Source organism: Solimonas flava DSM 18980 (assembly GCF_000426685.1).
Lineage (GTDB): Bacteria > Pseudomonadota > Gammaproteobacteria > Nevskiales > Nevskiaceae > Solimonas > Solimonas flava.
This window is the reverse complement of sequence record NZ_AUFV01000001.1, coordinates 175,378-195,080: the sequence shown is the minus strand read 5'-3', so window position 1 is coordinate 195,080 and position 19,703 is coordinate 175,378. Positions and strand designations below refer to the sequence as shown.

General features: G+C 67.5%; 14 protein-coding genes. 4 read left to right on the top strand and 10 right to left on the bottom strand.

Annotation, left to right across the window (positions count from 1 at the left end; genetic code table 11):
- Positions 1-2: 2 nt before the first annotated feature.
- Together K343_RS0100890 and K343_RS0100885 are read left to right on the top strand one after the other, a co-directional pair.
- The gene (locus tag K343_RS0100890) at positions 3-2,267 is read left to right on the top strand and encodes an nSTAND3 domain-containing NTPase (RefSeq protein WP_028006472.1); all 2,265 of its coding nucleotides are present in this window, start codon (positions 3-5) and stop codon (positions 2,265-2,267) included.
- Positions 2,268-2,378: 111 nt separating this feature from the next.
- On the top strand, positions 2,379-3,824 hold the full coding sequence (locus tag K343_RS0100885) for an IS1182 family transposase (RefSeq protein WP_028006471.1): 1,446 nt from the start codon (positions 2,379-2,381) through the stop codon (positions 3,822-3,824).
- A gap of 198 nt (positions 3,825-4,022) precedes the next feature.
- Here K343_RS0100885 and trhO read toward each other — a convergent pair whose 3' ends face one another.
- Complete coding sequence (gene trhO, locus K343_RS0100880; RefSeq protein ID WP_028006470.1) at positions 4,023-4,892, bottom strand: oxygen-dependent tRNA uridine(34) hydroxylase TrhO; 870 nt, start codon at positions 4,890-4,892, stop codon at positions 4,023-4,025.
- 432 nt (positions 4,893-5,324) lie between these two features.
- On the opposite strand from trhO, the gene K343_RS0100875 reads away from it, so the two are divergent.
- Positions 5,325-5,975 carry a glutathione S-transferase family protein gene (locus tag K343_RS0100875; protein ID WP_028006469.1) on the top strand — a complete coding sequence of 217 codons (651 nt, stop codon included), beginning with the start codon at positions 5,325-5,327 and terminating at the stop codon, positions 5,973-5,975.
- A gap of 90 nt (positions 5,976-6,065) precedes the next feature.
- On the opposite strand, the gene K343_RS0100870 is transcribed toward K343_RS0100875, so the two are convergent.
- The 4 genes from K343_RS0100870 to K343_RS0100855 all read right to left on the bottom strand — a co-directional run bounded on the left by K343_RS0100870 (position 6,066) and on the right by K343_RS0100855 (position 11,078).
- A complete protein-coding gene (locus tag K343_RS0100870) occupies positions 6,066-8,045 on the bottom strand; it encodes a sigma-54-dependent Fis family transcriptional regulator (protein ID WP_028006468.1) in 1,980 nt (659 codons plus the stop codon).
- Positions 8,046-8,131: 86 nt separating this feature from the next.
- Positions 8,132-9,613, bottom strand: coding sequence for a LutB/LldF family L-lactate oxidation iron-sulfur protein (locus K343_RS0100865; RefSeq protein WP_028006467.1), 1,482 nt, complete (start codon positions 9,611-9,613; stop codon positions 8,132-8,134).
- The gene (locus K343_RS0100860; RefSeq protein ID WP_028006466.1) at positions 9,610-10,296 is read right to left on the bottom strand and encodes a LutC/YkgG family protein; all 687 of its coding nucleotides are present in this window, start codon (positions 10,294-10,296) and stop codon (positions 9,610-9,612) included. The genes K343_RS0100865 and K343_RS0100860 overlap by 4 nt, the downstream gene beginning before the upstream one ends.
- Positions 10,293-11,078 carry a (Fe-S)-binding protein gene (locus K343_RS0100855; RefSeq protein WP_028006465.1) on the bottom strand — a complete coding sequence of 262 codons (786 nt, stop codon included), beginning with the start codon at positions 11,076-11,078 and terminating at the stop codon, positions 10,293-10,295. The genes K343_RS0100860 and K343_RS0100855 overlap by 4 nt, the downstream gene beginning before the upstream one ends.
- Before the next feature lie 88 nt (positions 11,079-11,166).
- On the opposite strand from K343_RS0100855, the gene K343_RS0100850 reads away from it, so the two are divergent.
- Positions 11,167-11,874, top strand: a complete 708-nt coding sequence (locus K343_RS0100850; protein WP_028006464.1) for a FadR/GntR family transcriptional regulator — start codon at positions 11,167-11,169, stop codon at positions 11,872-11,874.
- 208 nt (positions 11,875-12,082) lie between these two features.
- On the opposite strand, the gene K343_RS0100845 is transcribed toward K343_RS0100850, so the two are convergent.
- The 5 genes from K343_RS0100845 to K343_RS0100825 form a co-directional block, all read right to left on the bottom strand.
- Entirely contained in the window at positions 12,083-12,304 is a 222-nt protein-coding gene (locus K343_RS0100845; RefSeq protein ID WP_028006463.1) for a DUF1161 domain-containing protein, read from the bottom strand.
- Between the two features lie 107 nt (positions 12,305-12,411).
- Entirely contained in the window at positions 12,412-15,810 is a 3,399-nt protein-coding gene (locus K343_RS0100840; protein WP_051277876.1) for a pyruvate carboxylase, read from the bottom strand.
- Positions 15,811-16,070: 260 nt separating this feature from the next.
- Positions 16,071-17,345 (bottom strand): serine hydrolase domain-containing protein, encoded by a 1,275-nt coding sequence (locus K343_RS20295; RefSeq protein WP_051277802.1) that lies wholly within the window; start codon positions 17,343-17,345, stop codon positions 16,071-16,073.
- Positions 17,346-17,372: 27 nt separating this feature from the next.
- Positions 17,373-18,719: an amidohydrolase gene (locus tag K343_RS0100830; protein WP_028006461.1), complete on the bottom strand. Its 1,347-nt coding sequence runs from the start codon at positions 18,717-18,719 to the stop codon at positions 17,373-17,375.
- Positions 18,716-19,696 (bottom strand): nucleoside hydrolase, encoded by a 981-nt coding sequence (locus K343_RS0100825; protein WP_043111804.1) that lies wholly within the window; start codon positions 19,694-19,696, stop codon positions 18,716-18,718. The genes K343_RS0100830 and K343_RS0100825 overlap by 4 nt, the downstream gene beginning before the upstream one ends.
- Positions 19,697-19,703: the final 7 nt, after the last annotated feature.

Sequence of the window (19,703 nt, the reverse complement as noted above, 5' to 3'; positions counted from 1 at the left end):
GAATGTACGAATTGCACCGCTTGGGGTGGAACAGTTTTCAGCAGTTATGCCAGACGATCTGCCGCGAGGTTTTAGGACAAACTGTCGAAGCGTTCCTTGACTCCAACGACGCTGGCAAGGACGGCGCATTTTCTGGCACCTGGACTCCTGCGCAAGGCGAGTTCTATTCAGGTCGCTTCGTGATCCAATGCAAGTTCACAGCGGACGCTCGACATAACCTAAAGCCATCAGACATCAGGGACGAGATCGGGAAAGTTCGGAAGCTCGTCGCCGCAGGTCAGTGCGACATTTACGTACTGATGACGAATGCCGGAGTGTCGGGGGTGCAGACAACTAAGGTCAAGTCCCTGCTGCACCAAGCGGGGGTTCAGCATGTTTTGATCTTTGGCTCCACTTGGATCGGTCAGCAAATCAGTGAGAGGAAGAGTCTGCGCATTCATGTGCCGCGCCTTTATGGTCTCGGGGATTTAAGCCAAATTCTAGATGAGCGCGCTTACGCACAAGCCCGAGCGGTGCTGGATTCAATGCGCGAAGACTTGGCAAAGGTGGTCATAACGGCCTCTTATGGAAAAGCAGTGGAGGCGATAAACGAACACGGATTCGTCATGCTGATCGGTGAGCCCGCGGCAGGAAAAACAACGATCGCCTCCATGTTGGCCATGGCTGCTGCCGACAGATGGGGTTCATCAGTGCTGAAGCTGAACGAGCCCGCGAAGGTAGAGGAGCGATGGAATCCGGAAGAACCGTCGCAGTTCTTTTGGGTCGATGATGCCTTCGGCATTATGCAATATGAATCATCTCTGGCGCACTCTTGGAACTCCATCCTGCCTCAGGTAAGGACGATGCTGCGCCGAGGGGCCAAGATCGTGATGACTTCCAGGGACTACATCTATAAGCGTGCGCGGCGTGACCTTAAAGAAAGTGCTTTTCCTCTTTTTAACGAAAGCCAAGTAGTTATCGATGTTCACGATCTCTCAATCCAGGAAAAACAGCAGATCCTCTACAACCATCTGAAGCTTGGCAGTCAGTCGCCTGCATTCAAGACCGAGATCAAGGCGCATCTTCCCGCCGTGGCTGCACACCCTCGTTTTGTCCCCGAAATCGCCAGACGACTTGCGGACCCGACCTTCACCAAGCGGCTCTATGTGACGGAGCATCACCTTGGTCAGTTCGTGCAGAAGCGGGAACAATTGCTGCAGGAAGTACTTGACGGACTCGACAGCGACAGCATGGCAGCACTAGCGCTCATTTATATGAAAAAGGACCGTCTCGAAACTCCAATTTCATTGCAGGAAGCGGAAGAAGATGCCCTGCGCAGGCTGGGCAGTAGTCTAGGGGGATGCATTACGGCGCTTGAATCCTTGAATGGCAGTCTTGTCCTGCACCAGCAGGCCGATGGTGAATCGGCATGGCGCTTCAAGCACCCTACGATTGGCGACGCGTTCGCTGCGGCTTTGGCACGGAGTCCAGATCTTCTAGGCATCTTCCTGCTGGGAAGTTCCACCGAAAATCTGATTGAGCAGGTGACCTGCGGCAATGTCGGCATTGAGAAAGCGGTGATGGTGCCGAAGGCGCTCTATCCGAAAATGATCGCGCGACTCTCGGAGTTTACCGCAAGCGAGAAATACAAGTCCCCGTATTTATCGATCTGGGGCGCGAAGTGGTCGCTGCATTCTTTCCTAACCCGGAGGTGTTCGAAGGAGTTTCTTACGCTTTACCTTCAAACGAACCCAGATTTGATTGACAAGGTTTGCTGCCCCGGCCTGCTTTTGAGCGCCTCATCAGAGGTGGCCCTCGCCATCCGTTTACATGCGTTCGGGTTGCTGCCGGAAGAGAACCGGAAACTCTTCGTTCAAGTTGTCAGCACATATGCGATTAATGGCGAAGACGTGTACGCGCTCGAAAGCAAGGACATTCGCAGTATGTTTACCGAGCCCGAATTCAAAGCGCTCGTCGCCAGAGTTCGCGCAGAGCTGTTGCCCAAGCTAGGTATGGTGCGCGAAGGGCAGCAAGATGGATACAGATCTGACGAGCCTGCCGACGAATACATGGAACACTTGCTCGAGAGCTTCAAGACGCTGAAGGACAAGTTCGGCGACGACGCGGAAGCTGTTCGGATCATTGAACGCGAGATTGATCTGGCGACAGGATGGATCAGTGATAATGAACGTGAATGGCCAGATAGGGCGCCCCGATCACTAGGTACGACCGAGACCATCGCTAGGCCGCATTGCTCTCGGAGCATATTCGAGGATGTCGATGTTTGATCGGGCGTAGAGAATGAGTAAACCGGATGGCCGCTTCTGGCAGAGGCTGTGTGAAAACGTGGTGTGAAGCTTGCGAGTCTTTATTCCGTCATATGTAAGGCGGAGCGGCCGATGAAGCGATTTATCAAAGGCGAGGAACGGTCGCAAAGCGCGCTCTTTCCGGAGCGTCTTGATGACTACATCGTCGAAGACAATCCGGTTCGGATCGTTGACGTCTTCGTTGAAGAGCTTCACCTTGCCGACCTCGGATTTGTGGGCACGGAGCCGGAGGCCACGGGCCGTCCGTCCTATCATCCGAGCACACTACTCAAGCTCTACATCTACGGCTATCTGAATCGCCTGCAGTCCAGTCGTCGACTGGAGCGTGAAACCCAGCGCAACGTCGAGCTCATGTGGCTGCTCGGTCGACTCTGTCCCGACTTCAAGACCATCGCGGATTTTCGCCGTGACAATGGACCGGCGATTCAGAAGGTGTGCGGCCACTTTGTGAAGCTGTGCCGTGAAGCCAAGCTGTTTACCGAGGCCGTCGCTGCTGTCGACGGCAGCAAGTTCAAAGCCGTGAATAACAGCGATCGTGCGTTTACCGCCCGCAAGCTGCAGGTGCGCCAGGAGCAACTTGAAGAGAACGTTGCCCGGTATCTCGCCGAATTGGATCGTGCGGATCGCGAGCCCACTCGGATCACGGAAGATCGAGTCGCGCATATCCAGAAGCGAATGGAGACGATCAAAACCAGGATGCGTGAACTCGACGGCATTCGTGTCCAGCTGGAAGCAGCTCCCGACGGTCAGGTGGCACTGACCGATCCCGATGCTCGTTGCATGGCGAGCCGAGGCCGCGACACGCCGATGGTCGGTTACAACGTCCAGACCGCCGTCGATGCACAACATCACCTGATCGTGGCGCACGAAGTCACCAATGTCGGCAACGACCGGACCCAGCTCGCGCCGATGGCGCAGAAGGCCCGCGAGGCGATGGGATGCGATCCGGAAGCGGCCTTCACGGCCTTGGCGGATCGCGGCTACTTCAATGGCGATCAGATTCTGGAATGTGCCGAAGCTGGCATCACGGCACTAGTACCGAAATCGCTGACCTCGAATAACCGCGCGAAAGGCCTCTTCGACAAGCAGGACTTTCGCTACCAAGCTGAAAGCGACACCTTCTTGTGTCCTTCCAATCAGCAAGCGATCCGTCGTTTCGAAACCGTCGAGAACGGCCGCAAGATCATCAAATACTGGTCATCATCCTGCCCGCGGTGCCCGATTAAATCCCGCTGTACCACCAGCGACTATCGACGCATCGCCCGCTGGGAACACGAGCATGTGCTCGACACGATGCAGCAGCGATTGGACGACACACCTGACGCGATGCGCGTGCGACGGCGAACCGTCGAGCATCCCTACGCCACGCTCAAGTCTTGGATGGGGGCAACGCATTTTCTAACGAAGACCTTGCCGAAGGTCAGCACAGAGATGAGCCTGCATGTTCTGGCGTACAACATAAAGCGTGTAATGCAGATCCTGGGCATGCAGAAAACGATGCAGATAATCAGAGCGTAGAACGCTCGACTCAAATCATCTGCCGCCCAGAGCAGAGAGATTTCCTGCCGATGATGGCCACCTGCTGACGTTACGTCGGCGAGCGTGAAATTTTGGTTTTCACACAGCCTCGGCACAAAGCGGCCGCCATCCGACACCTTATCTACTTCTGAACGCGGGGCACGCAGCAGAAGTCGCACCGCCTTACGACGCTTGCGCCTACTGCTGCGCCCGCCGCATCTCCAGCATCGCCCGCCGCTCCGGCGTCAGCGTCGCCACGCAATGCGGGCAATGGATGCCGGGGTCGTAGTCCGCTGATTGCTGTTCTTCCGGCGTGAGCGGTTCGCCGCAGGCGTCGCAGCGGCATGCCTTTCCTGGCTGCAAGCCGTGGCCGACGGCGACGCGGTCGTCGAAGACATAGCACTCGCCGTTCCACAGGCTTTGTTCGGCCGGCACTTCTTCCAGGTATTTGAGGATGCCGCCGCGCAGGTGGTAGACCTGCTCGAAGCCGCGTTCGCGCAAATAGGCCGTGGCCTTCTCGCAGCGGATGCCGCCGGTGCAGAACATGGCGATCGGGCGCTGTTCCTGGCCGCGCAGTTCGCGTTCGACGTAGTCGGGGAATTCGCGAAAGCTGTGCGTCTCGGGCGAGACGGCGTTTTCGAACGTGCCGATCTTCACCTCGTAGTCGTTGCGCGTGTCGATGACGAGCACGTCGGGCTGGGCCAGCAATTCGTTCCACTGCTGCGGATCGATGTAGGTGCCGACGATGCGTGCCGGGTCGATGCCGGGCACGCCCATCGTCACGATCTCCTGCTTGAGCTTGACCTTCAGCCGCGCGAACGGCAGTTCCGCGGCCGGCGACTCCTTGTGTTCGAGTCCGGCGAGGCGCGGATCGGCGCGCAGATGCGCGAGCACGGCGTCGATGCCGGCGCGCGTGCCGGCGATGGTGCCGTTGATGCCTTCCGCGGCCAGCAGCAAGGTGCCGCGCACGCCGGCCTGCCGGCAGACGGCCAGCAGCGGCTCGCGGAGTTCGGCGCAATCCGGCAGGCGCGCGAAGTGATAGAGGGCAGCGACAACGAACTGGGACATCGGCGGCAACGACTGATCCGGGGGCGCGGATTGTAGTCGTTCGGGCACTGCATCTCAGCGGAGCCGCTCGTCATGCCGGAGCGTCATTCTCACCATCGGTTCGCCGCCCGCAGAACGTCATCCGGCGTATGCCTCGATGAGTGACGGCCGCGCCGTGGCGCGGCCGTCGTATGCTCGCCAGGCCGGTCTTGACGAGCATGCGAACGCCGCCGGCACGACGAGGCCTCCGCCCTCGTGAAATCGTCGAGCCAACCGGCGGATTCGACACGGGCGGCGACTCATTCCCCGCCGCGCCGACGCGCTGAACCGGAACTTTCACACCGGAGCGTGTCGATTCATGCAGGCCCCGATCGACGTGCAGGTATCAGCCGGCTCTTGGGGCAGCATCGTCCGCTGCCCGCCGGCTGCGGAGCCTGAACAAGGAGCATGACGATGACGATCACCATTACCGCCTTCGACCATTCGCCCGACGGCGGCCGCGGGCTGGCGCGGGACACGCGCGTGCGCTGGGCACTCGAAGAAGTAGGTGCGCCGTACGAGGTGCGCCCGGTGGCGTGGGCCGAGATGAAAGCGCCGGCGCACCTGGCGCGGCATCCGTTCGGCCAGATTCCGACCTTCGAGGACGGTGATCTGACGCTGTTCGAGACCGGCGCGATCGTCCTGCACATCGCCGATCGCCACGCCGGCCTGCTGCCGGACGAGGCCGATGCGCGGGCTCGCGCGATCGCCTGGATGTTCGCCGCGCTCAACACGGTGGAGCCGCCGATCCTCGAAATCCAGACGGCCCTGTTCCAGGAGGGCGACCGGCCATGGACACGGGAGCGCATGCCCCTGATGCACGAGCGCGTGCGCGGCCGCCTGCGGCAGCTCGCCGCCCGGCTCGGCGACGCCGACTGGCTCGATGGCGCGTTCAGCGCCGGCGATCTGATGATGGCGTCGGTGCTGCTGCGCCTGCGCGGCTCGGGACTGCTCGACGAATTCCCCGCCCTCGCCGCCTACGTCGCGCGCGGCGAGGCACGGCCCGCGTATCGGCGCGCGTTCGAGGCGCAGCGGGCGTTCAACACTCGGCCGCCATCGCGCTGATCGCGCAACGGCATCCGCTCCCTGCTCGCCGGAACCGGCGCTCATCCGGGCCGCACACACGCCGCCAGCTGCATGCAGCGGAACGGACCGCTAATGCAGCTGCGTCGGCGACACGATTCCGTGGCGCTTCATTTGCCGGTAGACGGTGGCGCGGCAGAGCCGCAGTTCGCGGGCGACCTTGGTGATGACCCAGTGGTGACGGCGCAGGGCGTCGAGCAGTTGCGCGCGCTCGGAGCGCGGCACTGCGTCCGCCGCGGCGGCTGGCGCGGCTACCGGCGCGGTCGGCGGCGCGATGCCGGACGCTTGGCTGGCGTCGACCACTTCCGGCGGCAGGTGCTCCACGTCGATGCCGTCGGCGTCGGCCATCGACAGCGCGTAGCGGAGCGCATTGCGCAGCTGGCGGATGTTGCCGGGCCAGGGGTGGCGCAGCAGGCAGTCGAGCGCGGCCGGCGTGATCGCGGCACTGGCGTCGAGACGCTCGGCCTCGTCGCGCAGCAGCGCACGGATCAGGTAGGCGCGGTCCTGGCGTTCGCGCAGCGGCGGCAGCGGCAGCACGGCGCCGCTCAGACGGTAGTAGAGGTCTTCGCGGAACTCGCCGGCGGCGATGCGCGCCTGCAGGTCGCGGTGCGAGGCGGCGAAGACGACGAGCTGCAGCGGCACCGGCTTGTCGGCGCCGAGCGGCAGCACCTCGCCTTCGGAGAGCACGCGCAGCAGGCGCGTCTGCAGCGCCAGCGGCATGTCGCCGATCTCGTCGAGGAACAGCGTGCCGCCGTCGGCGCGCTGGATCAGGCCGACCATGCCGCGGCTGCGCGCGCCGGTGAAGGTGCCGGGCTTGTAGCCAAACAGTTCGCTCTCGATCAGCGATTCCGGAATCGCCGCGCAGTTGACGGCGACGAACGGTTTGGCGGCGCGCGGACTGGCCTCGTGCAGGGCCTTGGCCAGCACTTCCTTGCCGGTGCCGGTCTCGCCCTGGATCAGGATGTTGAGCGGCCGCGCCACGAGGCGGCGTGCGCGCTCGATCAGCGTTTCCATCCGCGGATCGTCGCCGGCGAGCGTCTGCAGCGTCGGCGCCGGCGCAGCCGCAGCCGCGGGGGCCGGCGCGTCGACGACGGCCGCCGGCCGGGCGGCGGCGCGCGGCGCGAGCACCGTGGCGTGGTAGCCCTCGCCGGCCCAGGTGTGCAGCAGGCCGCGCTCGGCGGCGTCGGCGCCGCGCGCCAGGCGCCAGATCTCGGCGACGCGATCGCGGAACACGGCGGACAGGCTGTGACCGATCAGATCGCCGGTGAGCGTGCTGTCGAACAGGCCGAGGCGGCGGCGCGCGCCGCTGTTGGCGCCGACGATCACGCCGTCGGCGTCGAACGCGAGCATCAACTCGGCGTTGACGTCGATCAGCGCGCCGACGGTGCCGAGACGCAGGATCCAGCGCTCGCGGAAGCGCTGCATGAAGTTGGCGTCCTCGATCATGCGGCCGTACAGCGCCGTCAGATGCCGCGCCAGATGCTGGCTCTCGCGCGCTTCCGGCGACGACAGAGAGGAGACGTCGAGCACGCCCATCAGCTCGCCGTGCGGATCGAACAGCGGCGTCGCCGTGCAGCTGAGGCCGAGATTGCCGGCGTAGTAGTGATCGTCGCGATGGCAGGTCAGCGTGCGCCGCTCGGCGAGGCAGGTGCCGATGCCGTTGGTGCCGGCGTGCAGCTCGTTCCAGTCGGCGCCGAGCACCAGCCCGGCGGACAGCGGCGACTGCGCCGAATCGTCGCCGACGCAGTCGAGCGTGATGCCGTCGGCGTCGGCGAGCAGCAGCACGTAGCCGAGATCGGAGACGTGGCGGTACAGCTGCTCCATGCCGGCGCGCGCGACCTGCAGGTAGCGCTCGTGGCGCGCGCGCCGCTCGCGCAGGCGCGGCGACGGCTCGATGCGCGCGGCGTGGCGGCTGGCCGGATCGAGACCGTAATCGCGGTAGCAGCGTATCCATGAACGATGGATCAGGTGCTCCTCGGCTTCCGCCGGCACGGCGATGGCGCCGCTGACCACGTTCATGACCGTCTCGATGTGCTGTCGTGACGATGGCATCGCCTCTCTCTCCTTATCGGTTCCGCGGCGTCTGCTCGCGCGACACCGTCTGGCCGCAGTGTAGCGCCGGCGGCGGCGCGGCCCGCTCAGCGGCCGGGCACCGTCCTGCCGGCGCGGCGTCGGGCGAGCTGCTCGCGCAGCGAGCGCGGCGCGGGCTTGAGCGCGGCGCGGCTCGCGGTCCAGCCGCCCTGCCAGGCCGGCGTCAGCCAGCGCAGCCGCGGCGCGAGCCACGCGAACAGCCGGTACAGCGCCGCGTGCGAATAGAGCACGCGCCAGGCGCGCCAGGCCAGCACTTCGCCGGCGCGGCGCACGCTGCCCTGACCGACCAGCGCCTGCGCCGGCGGCGTGATCGATTCGGCGACCGAATGGCGGCCCGCTTCGCGCAGCTTCATCAGCATGTCGGGTATCGGGATGCCGACCGGGCACACGTCGCCGCAGGCGCCGCACAGGCTCGACGCGGTCGGCAGATCGCGCGTCGACTGCAGGCCCATCAGGTGCGGCGAGATGATCGCGCCGATCGGGCCCGGATACGTGGTGCCGTACGAAAGCCCGCCGACGCGCGTGTAGACCGGGCAGTGATTCATGCAGGCACCGCAGCGGATGCACTGCAGCGTCGCGCGGAAGCGTGCTTCGCGGTAGGCCTGCGTACGGCCGTTGTCGAGCAGGATCAGGTGCATCTCGCGCGGGCCGTCCTTCTCGCCGGCGCGACGCGGACCGGTAATCAGGTTCAGGTAGGTCGTCACCGCCTGGCCGGTCGCGCTCTTCGGCAGCAGCGCGTACAGCGGCAGCACGTGCTCCAGCCTGTCGACCACCTTCTCGAGCCCGGTGATCGCCACGTGCACGTCCGGCACCGAGGTGCACAAGCGGCCGTTGCCCTCGTTCTCGACCAGCGCCAGCGTGCCGGTCTCGGCGACCATGAAGTTGACGCCGGAGACACCGATCTTCGCGCTCGCGAACTTCTCGCGCAGCGCGCGCCGGCCGATCGCGATCAGCTCGTTGACGTCGTCGCTCAGCGGCGCGCCGTCGATGTGCTCGTGGAAGATCGCGGCGACGTCTTCCTTGGTCTTGTGGATCGCCGGCATGATGATGTGGCTGGGACGGTCGCCGTCGAGCTGCAGGATGTACTCGCCCATGTCGGTCTCGATGCACTCGACGCCGTGCGCAGCCATCTCGTGGTTGAGGCCGATTTCCTCGCTGACCATCGACTTGCCCTTGACCATCAGCGTCGCCGCGTGGCGCCGCGCGATGTCGAGGAAGATGCGGTTGGCGTCGGCCGGCGTCTCGGCCCAGTGCACCGCTACGCCGAGCTCGGTGAGCCGCGCTTCGAGCCGTTCGAGCAGGTCCGGCAGCTGCGCGAGCGCGTGCTGGCGCACGTTCTCGCCGAGCTTGCGCAGTGTGTTGAAGGCCTGCAGGTCCGGAAACTGCAGCGCGCGGCGCTCGACGAGAAAATCCATCGCGCCGCGGAAGCTCTGGCGCAGGTGCGCGTCGTGCAGCGATTCGTGGCTGCGCTGTTTGAAGTCCTCCGGGCTGACGCGCGCGTCGGCCTGCGGCAAGCTCGCGGCGCTCATGCGGCGTCTCCGTCGCGCAGCAGCAGGATCACCAGCTCGCGCGGGCCGTGCGCGCCGTAGACCAGCATGCGCTGGATGTCGGCGGTCTTCGACGGGCCGGTGACGAGCAGCGCGTTGCTCGGCATGCGTGCGGCCCAGCCCTGCCCGACCATCGCGTCGAACAGCGTTTCGTGCAGGCCGCTCTCATGCAGCACGGCGATGTGCAGCGGCTGCACCAGCGACAGCGTGCGCGGCTCGGCGGCATCCGGCCACAGCAGCAGGCTGCCGGTTTCGGCGACGGCGCCGAGCGTGGTCGTGATGCCGGCGTCGATCGCGCCGAACAGCTCGGGCTTGAAGCTTGCGAGCGGCGCGTCGTACCAGCGCAGGCGCCCGGCCGGCAGCCGCGCCGCCAGCGTATCGGCGATCGTCGTGCCGCGGCCGGCGAGCAGGCGCCGCACGTTTCTGGCGTCGAGCACGGCGTCGAGCGCCGCCGGCCAGTCCCCGGCCGTGGTCTCGATCACCTCGGCGCGCCAGCTGCGCGCGTTGCGCACGAAGCGCTCGCGCCGCGACTCGCCGCTCGGCGCGGCGCGGTTCCGGTAGTAGCCGGCGACGTCCGGCACCGCAACCGGCTCGACGTCCGGCGCCGCGCGCAGGCGCGCGAAGATCGCCGCGCGCGCGCGCGGTTCCGCCGCCGCGCCGCTCACGAGGCGGCTCCGTCCATCCGTGCGCGGACGAGGCTGGCGATGTGCTGGCCGCGCAGCGCGGCGCCGCGCTTTTCGAGGCTCAGGTTGAGATTCAGCAGGCAGCCGCAGTCGGCGCTGACGAAGGACTCGCAGCCGCTGGCGGTGAGCGCATCGAGCTTGTCGGCCGCCATCGCCGCCGAGATTTCCGGATGCTTGACCGAGAACGTGCCGCCGAAACCGCAGCACTCGGCTTCGTGTCCGTGCTCGACGCGCTCGACGCCCGGCAGGCGCTCCAGCAGCGCGCGGCCGCAGCCGAGCGTGCCCATCTCGCGGCGCGCGCTGCACGAGGTGTGCAGCGCCACGCGCAGCGGCGCGCCCGATGCCGCCGGCGCATCGAGCCGGAAGCCGAGCGTGTTGACGAGGTAGTCGGTGAACTCGACGGTGCGCGCGGCGATCGACTCGGCCTGCACGCGCCGCGCCGGATCGTCGGCGAACAGGCGCGGCCAGTGCTGCTTGAGCATGCCGCCGCAGGAACCGGACGGCACGATCACCGGCCACGGCTCGGGAAACAGATCGAGCTGCGCGGCCGCGACCTTGCGCGCTTCCTCCGGAAAGCCGGTCGTGTAGGCGGGCTGGCCGCAGCAGGTTTGCGCGGCTGGAAAATGCACGGTGACGCCGAGGCGTTCGAGCACCTCGACGACGTCGACGCCGGCCTGCGGCGCGAACAGATCGATCACGCAGGTGGCGAACAGGTAGACCTGCCGGGTCTCTGTGGACCCTGCGGCATGGGGGCTGGCGGACATCGGCTCCTCGCTGGCTTCGTGATGGCCGCAGTCTGGCGCGCGCATCCGTCGCTGTTATATTGGTCAGACCAATTTTTCCGGCACTCGCATGGCCCTGCCCGCCTCCGAACGCATCGCCCGCTCGCTCGAAGCCGCGATCCTCGCGCGCCGCTACGAGCAGCGCCTGCCGGCCGAGCGCGAGCTGGCCGCCGCGCACGGCGTCTCGCGCGCGACGGTGCGCGAGGCGATCGGCCTGCTCGTCGCGCGCGGCCTGCTGACGCGCCGCCGCGGCGCCGGCACCTACGTCAACGACCGCAGCGACCAGCAGCTCGCCGGCATCTGGTCGGACATGGCCAGCCGCCATCCGCGGCTGCAGGAAAATCTGATCGAGTTCCGCGCCATGCTGGAGCGCGAGGCGGCCGGCCTCGCCGCCGCGCGCCACGATGCCGCCGACGCGCGCCGCCTGCGCCAGGCGCATGCCGAGGTCGAAGCAGCGTATTCGGGCAGCGACCGCGCCGCGCAGATCCGCAGCGACGTCGGCTTTCACCGCGCGATCGCCGAGGCCACGCGCAACCCGGTGTTCGCCTACCTGATGGCCTCGCTGCTCAAGCTGCTGCACGAGCACGTGCAGCTGAGCCTCGCCGGGCTGGCGCCGCAATCGGCGGCGGCGGCGCAGCTGCGCCACCAGCACCGCGCGCTGCTCGACGCGATCCTGGCGCGCGACGTCGCCGCGGCCGAGCGCGTCGCGTCCGGGCACATCGAGTTCGTGCGCGTGCACCTCAACGATCTCGGTCCCCGCCCCGCGGCGCGGCACTGAAACCACCCGCGCGAGGTCGTCGCGCGGCACCGGCGGCCGTCCGGCGCGACAGCCGGACGCAAGCGGTGCAGTGACGATATTGCCTAGCCGATACGCGCTGTCGGCGACGAAACCGCTGCCGGTGAACCGCGGCGCGGCCACCGGCGGGCCGATGCAGCGCGGCAGCGGCTATGCCGGCCGCCGCGCTGAACGCGAGCGCCCGGCGGCCTCAGCCGCGACGGTAGACGATCTTCTTCTGGCCGCCTGCGCAGCTGCCGACGACCTTGCCTTCGGCTTCGGCGGCGGTGTCGACGATCTCCAGCGTGTACTTGGCCACGCCGTGCGACTGGATCTTGGCGTCGATTTCGGACTTCAGCTCCGCGCAATCCTTGGCGGCCCAGACCGGCGCGGCGAAAAGCGTCAGAACGGCGGCGAACAGAATCGGTTTCATGGCGCAGCTCCCCATAGCTGGCGTCGGCCGCCGGACTGACGGCCGACACCAATCTAGCGCGTCGGGGCGGGTCGCGCGACCCTCATGTCCGCGTCCAGCGGCGGCGCTCAGTCCTCGAGCACGACGAGCAGATCCTTCGCCTGCACGGCGACGCCGGCGTGCGCGAGCACCTGCTTGACGCGCGCGGCGCGCGGCGCGGCGATCACCGTTTCCATCTTCATCGCCTCCAGCGAGACCAGCGGATCGCCCTTGGCGACCGTGTCGCCGACCTTGACCGCGACGCGCGAGACCATGCCCGGCATCGGCGCACCGATCTGGCTCGGATCGGACTCGGCGGCTTTCGGCCGCTCCTGCTGCGCGTTCTTCGCGTCGGCCTTGTCGACGCGCACGGCGCGCGGCTGGCCGTTGAGTTCGTAGAACAGCTTCTCGTTGTCCTCGGCGTCGGCGCGGCCCTGCAGGCGGATGATCAGCGCCTTGCCCTGGTCGATGTCGACGCAGATCTCTTCCTGTTCGCGCAGGCCGTAGAAGAAGGTGGTGGTCGGCAGCTTGGAGACGTCGCCGTACAGCTTCACGTGCTCGGCGTAGTCGCTGAAGACTTTCGGGTACATCAGGTAGGACGCGAAATCGTGGTCCGACAGCTCCTGGCCGAGCGCTTTCTCGGCCTTGGCGCGCGTCGCGTCGAGATCGACCGCCGGCAGGCTCTTGCCCGGACGCTCGCTCAGCGCCGGCTTGCCCTTGAGGATCTTGTCCTGCAGCGCCTTCGGCCAGCCGTCCGGCGGCAGGCCCAGCTCGCCCCGGAACAACTGCACGACGGATTCCGGGAAGTCGATCGGCCGTTCCGGGTTCTCGACGTCCTCGGGCTGCAGATCGTTGCCGACCATGAACAGCGCCATGTCGCCGACGACCTTCGAGGTCGGCGTGACCTTGACGATGTCGCCGAACAGGCGATTGACGTCGGCGTAGGCCTTCGAGACTTCCGCCCAGCGCGATTCCAGGCCGAGCGCGCGCGCCTGCTCGCGCAGGTTGGTGTACTGGCCGCCCGGCATCTCGTGGCGATAGACATCGGCGGTGCCGGCGCGGATGTCGGCCTCGAACGGCGCGTAGAGGCGGCGCACGTCCTCCCAGTAATCCGACAGCTGCTGCAGCGCGTGAAGATCGAGGCCCGGATCGCGCTCGGCGCCGGACAGGCTCGCGGCGATCGCGCCGAGGTTCGGCTGCGAGGTCAGGCCGGACATCGCGTCGAGCGCGCCGTCGACGGCGTCGACGCCGGCCTCGACTGCCGCCAGCACGCTGGCCGCGGCGATGCCGCTGGTGTCATGCGTGTGGAAGTGGATCGGCAGGCCGACCTCGGCCTTGAGCGCGCGCACCAGCTCGCGCGCCGCGCGCGGCTTGCAGACGCCGGCCATGTCCTTGATGCCGAGCACGTGCGCGCCGGCCTTCTCCAGCGCCTTGGCCATGTCGACGTAGTACCGGAGGCTGTACTTGGGCCGCGCGGCGTCGAACAGATCGCCGGTGTAGCAGATCGTGCCCTCGCAGACGGCGCCGGCCTCGATCACCGCATCCATCGCCACGCGCATGTTGTCGACGGCGTTGAGCGAATCGAAGACGCGGAAGATGTCGATGCCGCTGCGGGCCGCCTGCTGCACGAAGTAGCGCACTACGTTGTCGGCGTAGTTGGTGTAGCCGACGGCGTTGGCCGAGCGCAGCAGCATCTGGAACGGAATGTTCGGGATCTCGCCGCGCAGCTGCGCGAGGCGCTGCCACGGATCTTCCTTGAGGAAGCGCAGCGCGACATCGAAGGTCGCGCCGCCCCAGCATTCCAGCGAGAACAGATCCGGCGCCAGACGCGCGTAGTACGGCGCGACCGGCAGCATGTCTGCGGTGCGCATGCGCGTCGCGAACAGCGACTGGTGCGCGTCGCGCATCGTCGTGTCGGTCAGCAGCACGCGGCGCTGCTCCTTCATCCACTGCGCGAAGCCGGCCGGGCCGCGTTCGAGCAGCACCTGCCGCGTGCCGGCCGGCGCCGGCGACGCGAGGCTGATCTTCGGCAGACGCGGCTCGGGCAGCGGCAGCTTCGGCGGCTGGCGGCCCTTCATCTCCGGATTGCCGTTGACGATGACCTCGCCGATGAAGCGCAGCAGCTTGGTCGCGCGATCGCGCTTGGGCGTGAAGACGAACAGTTCCGGGCTGGTATCGATGAAGCGCGTCGTGCACTCGCCGGACTTGAACAGCGGGTGGTTGATGACGTTTTCGAGGAAGGCGAGATTCGTCGACAGGCCGCGGATGCGGAACTCGCGCAGCGCGCGGTCCATGCGCGCGATCGCATCGCCGGTGGTCGGCGCCCAGGTCGTGACCTTGACTAGCAGCGAGTCGTAGTACGGCGTGACGACCGCGCCGCCGTAGGCGGTGCCGCCGTCGAGACGCACACCGAAGCCGGCCGGGCTGCGGTACGCGAGCAGGCGGCCGTAGTCCGGCGTGAAGCCGTTCTCCGGATCCTCGGTCGTGACGCGGCACTGCAGCGCGTGGCCGTCGAGCCGGACCTGTTCCTGCGTCGGCAGCGCCGGCACGTGCTCGTGCGCCGGATCGCCGATGCGCGCGCCTTCGGTGACGCGGATCTGGCTCTTGACGATGTCGACGCCGGTCACTTCCTCGGTGACGGTGTGCTCGACCTGGATGCGCGGATTGACCTCGATGAAATAGAAGCCGCCGGTGTCGGCGTCCATCAGGAACTCGACGGTGCCGGCGTGCGAGTAATGGACCTGCCGGCACAGGCGCAGCGCGGCCTCGCACAGGCCGCGGCGCTGGTCGTCGGCGAGGTACGGCGCCGGCGCGCGCTCGACGACCTTCTGGTTGCGGCGCTGCACCGAGCAGTCGCGCTCATAGAGGTGGATCAGATTGCCGTGCGTGTCGCCGAGCACCTGCACCTCGACGTGCCGTGCACGACGCACCAGCTTCTCGACGTAGACCTCGTCATTGCCGAACGCGGCCTTGGCCTCGCGCCGCGCGGTGTCCATCTGCACGGCCAGATCGGCTTCGGACTCGATGACGCGCATGCCGCGGCCACCGCCGCCCCAGCTCGCCTTCATCATCACCGGATAGCCGACTTCGGCGACCAGCTTCTTGCACGCTTCGAGCTCGTGCGGCAGCGCGGCGGACGCCGGCAGCACCGGCACCTGTGCGGCGATCGCCGCCTGGCGCGCGGCGACCTTGTCGCCGAGCGTGCGCAGCACCTGCGGCGACGGACCGATGAAGCGGATGCCGGCCGCGGCGCAGGCCTCGGCGAAAGCCGGATTCTCGGACAGGAAGCCGTAGCCGGGATGGATCGCATCGACGCCCGCCTCGCGCGCGATGCGGATGATGTCGGCGATGTCCAGATACGCGGCGATCGGCTTCTGGCCCTTGCCGACCCGATACGACTCGTCGGCCTTGAAACGATGCAGCGCGAAGCGATCCTCGTGCGCGTAGATCGCCACCGTGCGGATGCCCATCTCCGCCGCCGCGCGCATGACGCGAATCGAAATCTCGCCACGGTTGGCGACCAGCAGCTTGCGGATGCGGGGGGACGACGGCTCGCTCACGAATCTCTCTCCTTGGATGTGCGACGGCCGGGCCCCGCAGGCGATTGGCAGCGGGGCCCAGACACGACGAACCCGCGGCCAATGCTGACGGCCGCGGGTTCGATTAGCGCCAAAGAGTATCGTCTGGGGTCCGGGCTGTCACCCTCCCCCGCCGCCGCGCCGGGCTGCCGCCCGGTCTGCGGCGACCCTCATTCGAGGGCCTGGTAGACCGTGTTGCTGAAGCGCTCGAACAGCATCTTCGCATCGAACGGCTGACGCTGGGTCATCACGATCATCAGCAATCGCTCCTTCGGATCGATCGATACGTAGGTCGTCGTCACGCCTTCCCAGCCGAAACTGCCCGGCGTGCCGAGCGCGTCGCTCATGCCGGCGTCGTCGAGCCGCACGCGCACGCCGAAGCCGAAGCCCTGCGGCACGAAACGGTCGCGCGGCCGCGGATTGAGGTAGCCGACCTGATTGCTGCGCATCGTCTCGACGGTCTTGCGGCCGAGGATGCGCACGCCGTCGAGCTGACCGTCGTCGAGCAGCATCTGCGCGAAACGCGCGTAGTCGTGCAGCGTCGAGTACAGGCCGCCGCCGCCGCTCTGCAGCCCGGGTCCGGTGTGCACCGGGCTGGCGATCGGTGTCAGGCGGCCGTCAGCGGTTTCCCCGTACATCCGCGCCAGCGGCACGCCGGCCGGGGGCGTGAAGCCGGTATGGCGCATGCCGAGCGGCGCGAGCACGCGCGCGCGCATCGCCGCTTCCAGCGACTGGCCGGTGACGCGCTCGATGACAATGCCGAGCAAATCGGTGTTGATGCCGTAGCTCCAGGCCGCGCCCGGCTGATGCTTGAGCGGCAGCGACGCGGCGCGACGCACGAAGTCGGCCGCGTCGGCGCTGTTCCAGAGGTCGGCGCGGGCGTAGATCGTCCGCCACGGTTCGCCGTCGAAGAAGCCGTAGCTGTAACCGGAGGTCTGCGTCAGCAGCTGGCGGATCGTCACCGGCCGCAGCGCCGGCACCGTCTGCGGCGCGTCGGCGTCGCCGCCGACCAGCACGCGCGGCTGCGCCAGTTCCGGCAGGTAGCGCGAGACCGGATCCTCGAGGTCGAGCCGCCCTTCCTCGAGCAGCGTCAGCGCCGTGACCGTGGTGACGATCTTGCTCATCGAGGCGATCGCGAACGCGGTGTCCTCGCCCATCGGCGCGCGCGCTTCGAGATCACGGAAACCGACGGCGCCGTGCTGGACGACGTGGCCATCGCGCGCGATCAGCCAGACGGCGCCGGCGTAGTCGCCGTCGTCGACGAGGCGTCCGAGCAGCGCTGGCACGCGCTGCAGGCGCGCCGCCGAGAAGCCGGCCGGCGCCGCGGCGCGCGTGCCGGCATCGGCATCGCCGCTTGCGGCGGCCCCACTGGCGCCGAACAGCAGGGCGCAGGCCGAGAACAGGAACGGCCGCAGCGCGCGGCGCAGGTCGCGGAAAGTCTTCATCGGCAAGCGGCTCGGCAGGGAATCGGCTCAGTAGCCTTCGATCGTCGGTACGTAAGGCTCGCGGCGCGCGATCAGCGCCTCGGTCGCCTGCTGCGCCTGGCGCATCAGCTCGTTGACGTCGGCGCGCAGCAGGACGCCGTCGCGGACCAGCACCTGGCCGTCGACCATCACCAGGCGCACGTCGCTGCCGCGCGCCGCGTAGACGAGGTTGCTGACGACGTTGGCATAAGCGCCGTGGAGCACCGGCGTCAGGTGCGGACGCATGAAGTCGACGAGGATCAGGTCGGCCTTCTTGCCGCGCTCCAGCGAGCCGATCTCGTCGGCAAGGCCGAGCGCGCGGGCGCCGTCGATCGTCGCCATGCGCAGCACCTGCGGCGCCGGCATCGCGCGCGCGTCGAGCAGGCGCACTTTCTGCAGCAGCGGCACGAACTTCATTTCCTCGAGCAGATCGAGGTTGTTGTTCTCCTTGACGCCGTCCGAGCCGATGCCGACGGCGACGCCGGCGTCGAGCAGCTCCGGCACCGGGCAGATGCCGGACGCCAGCTTCATGTTGCTGACCGGGCAGTGCGCGACCGACGTGCCGGTGCGCGCCAGGATCTCGATCTCCTGCGGCTGCAGCCAGACGCAGTGCGCGAGCACGGTCCGCGGACCGAGGATGCCGCGCTCGTGGAACAGCTCGATCGGCCAGAGCCCGGTCTCGGCATGCAGGCGCGACGCCATCTCGCGCGACTCCTCGCCGTGCGTATGGATGCCGACGCCGTAATGCTCGGCGAGACGCGCGGCCTCGCGGAACGCCGCCTCGGTGCAGTACGTCAGGTGCTCCAGGCCGAACCACACGCGCACGCGCCCCTGCGCCGAGCCGTGCCGCTCCTCGACCAGGCGGGCATTGGCCTCCAGCGTCTCGAAGTAGGTGTACGGCGGCTGGTCGGCGACGTACGGCGCCAGCACCGCGCGCAGGCCGAGCTGTTCGGCGGCGTCGGCGCAACGGTGCATGTAGCGGTACATGTCGAGCACCGTCGTGGTGCCGGACAGCAGCGCCTCGGCGTAGCACAGACGCGAGGCGGCGTAGGCGTCGTCGGCGCTCAGCACGCGGTGCTTCGGATCGACATGGCGCGCGAGCCAGGCGAACACCGGCATGTCCTCGGCGGTGCCGCGGATCAGGCCCGAGTGCAGATGCAGATTGACGAGGCCCGGCAGCAGCACCTGCCCGCTTGCGTCGTGGCGGTCGACGCCCGGCCAGCGCTGCAGCAGCGCCGCGCTCGGGCCGATGTCGGCGATGCGGCCGTCCTCGACCAGCACCGCGCCGTCGGCGATGACCTCGTCGCTGGCGTTGACGGTCAGCACCGTCGCGCCGTGGATCAGCAGCGCGCTCATGCCGGGCTGTACTCCGAGAAGTCGCCCTTCAGCAGCGCGCTCAGCATGCGGTAGAAGCCGTGGTAGTCGACCTCGTGGACGACCTCGGCATTGGGCTCGCCGCCCTGCCAGAACTCGTTCGGCTCCGGATGGAAGCGCGTGTCGACCGCGGTGTAGCCGCGCATCTGGTTGCTCTGGCACTCGACTTCGACGAAGTAGCGGCCGGACTTCTGCAGGATCGCCGGATTGATGCAGATCGCCGTCGTCTGCGAATCCGGATGGCTGATGCCGTCGAGGCCGCCGAGCTCACGGTTGAACTTCAGCGCGGCACTGTTGATCTGGTGATAGAAGCGCGCCAGCGGCGTGTCGATCGCCTGCAGCGCGGCGAGGTCCTCGCCGCCGACGATGCCGTAGCGGCAGCAGATCTCCCAGCCGACCATGACGATCGGAAAGCCGGCGCGGAACACCATGCGCGCCGCTTCCGGATCGGCGTAGACGTTGTACTCGGCGGCCGGCGTGATGTTGCCCTGGAAGTGGCAGGCGCCGCCCATGATCCACAGCTTCTTGATCTTGTGGACGATGCTCGGATCGAGCATGTACGCGACCGCGAGATTGGTCAGCGGGCCGTGCGCGACGATCTCGTACTCGCCCGGCGCGGCGTTGACGAAGCGCACCAGTGCCTGCGCGGCGTGCAGCGGCTCGGCCTTGCCGCGCGGCGGCACAAAGAAGCTGTTGCCCATGCCGTCCTTGCCGTGGACGAAGTCGGAATGGATCGGCGGCCGCATCAGCGGGCGGTCGCAGCCGGCGAACACCGGCACCTCGCCGCTGCGGCCGGCGTGGTCGAGCGCGGTCAGCGCGTTGCGCGTGCACAGCTCCAGCGGCACGTTGCCCATCACCGTGAAGATCGCGTCGAGCTGGACGCCGGGCCAGAGCAGGCCGAACAGCAGGGAGGTGACGTCGTCACCGGCGGTGTCGGTATCGATCAGCAGGCGTTTCATGGCGATC